Origin of the sequence: Enterobacter sp. YSU (genome assembly GCF_016082135.1) — a bacterium.
GTDB lineage: Bacteria > Pseudomonadota > Gammaproteobacteria > Enterobacterales > Enterobacteriaceae > Enterobacter > Enterobacter hormaechei_C.
Map to the genome: position 1 here is coordinate 4,848,769 of NZ_CP059487.1, position 1,646 is coordinate 4,850,414.

The 1,646-nt window shown below is 53.3% G+C and carries 1 rRNA gene; it reads left to right on the forward strand.

The features are described 5' to 3' along the window. The first annotated feature begins 82 nt into the window (after positions 1–82). Positions 83–1,624, forward strand: a 16S ribosomal RNA gene (locus H2Z33_RS23325). Positions 1,625–1,646 lie beyond the last annotated feature (22 nt).

The window sequence follows — 1,646 nt, forward strand, 5'->3', positions numbered from 1 at the left end:
TCGGACACTAAATGAATACCAAGTCTCAACGAGTGAACACGTAATTCATTACGAAGTTTAATTCATTGAGCATCAAACTTTTAAATTGAAGAGTTTGATCATGGCTCAGATTGAACGCTGGCGGCAGGCCTAACACATGCAAGTCGAACGGTAACAGGAAGCAGCTTGCTGCTTTGCTGACGAGTGGCGGACGGGTGAGTAATGTCTGGGAAACTGCCTGATGGAGGGGGATAACTACTGGAAACGGTAGCTAATACCGCATAACGTCGCAAGACCAAAGAGGGGGACCTTCGGGCCTCTTGCCATCGGATGTGCCCAGATGGGATTAGCTAGTAGGTGGGGTAACGGCTCACCTAGGCGACGATCCCTAGCTGGTCTGAGAGGATGACCAGCCACACTGGAACTGAGACACGGTCCAGACTCCTACGGGAGGCAGCAGTGGGGAATATTGCACAATGGGCGCAAGCCTGATGCAGCCATGCCGCGTGTATGAAGAAGGCCTTCGGGTTGTAAAGTACTTTCAGCGGGGAGGAAGGTGTTGAGGTTAATAACCTCAGCAATTGACGTTACCCGCAGAAGAAGCACCGGCTAACTCCGTGCCAGCAGCCGCGGTAATACGGAGGGTGCAAGCGTTAATCGGAATTACTGGGCGTAAAGCGCACGCAGGCGGTCTGTCAAGTCGGATGTGAAATCCCCGGGCTCAACCTGGGAACTGCATTCGAAACTGGCAGGCTAGAGTCTTGTAGAGGGGGGTAGAATTCCAGGTGTAGCGGTGAAATGCGTAGAGATCTGGAGGAATACCGGTGGCGAAGGCGGCCCCCTGGACAAAGACTGACGCTCAGGTGCGAAAGCGTGGGGAGCAAACAGGATTAGATACCCTGGTAGTCCACGCCGTAAACGATGTCGACTTGGAGGTTGTGCCCTTGAGGCGTGGCTTCCGGAGCTAACGCGTTAAGTCGACCGCCTGGGGAGTACGGCCGCAAGGTTAAAACTCAAATGAATTGACGGGGGCCCGCACAAGCGGTGGAGCATGTGGTTTAATTCGATGCAACGCGAAGAACCTTACCTACTCTTGACATCCAGAGAACTTTCCAGAGATGGATTGGTGCCTTCGGGAACTCTGAGACAGGTGCTGCATGGCTGTCGTCAGCTCGTGTTGTGAAATGTTGGGTTAAGTCCCGCAACGAGCGCAACCCTTATCCTTTGTTGCCAGCGGTTCGGCCGGGAACTCAAAGGAGACTGCCAGTGATAAACTGGAGGAAGGTGGGGATGACGTCAAGTCATCATGGCCCTTACGAGTAGGGCTACACACGTGCTACAATGGCGCATACAAAGAGAAGCGACCTCGCGAGAGCAAGCGGACCTCATAAAGTGCGTCGTAGTCCGGATTGGAGTCTGCAACTCGACTCCATGAAGTCGGAATCGCTAGTAATCGTGGATCAGAATGCCACGGTGAATACGTTCCCGGGCCTTGTACACACCGCCCGTCACACCATGGGAGTGGGTTGCAAAAGAAGTAGGTAGCTTAACCTTCGGGAGGGCGCTTACCACTTTGTGATTCATGACTGGGGTGAAGTCGTAACAAGGTAACCGTAGGGGAACCTGCGGTTGGATCACCTCCTTACCTTAAAGAACCTGCCTTTGTA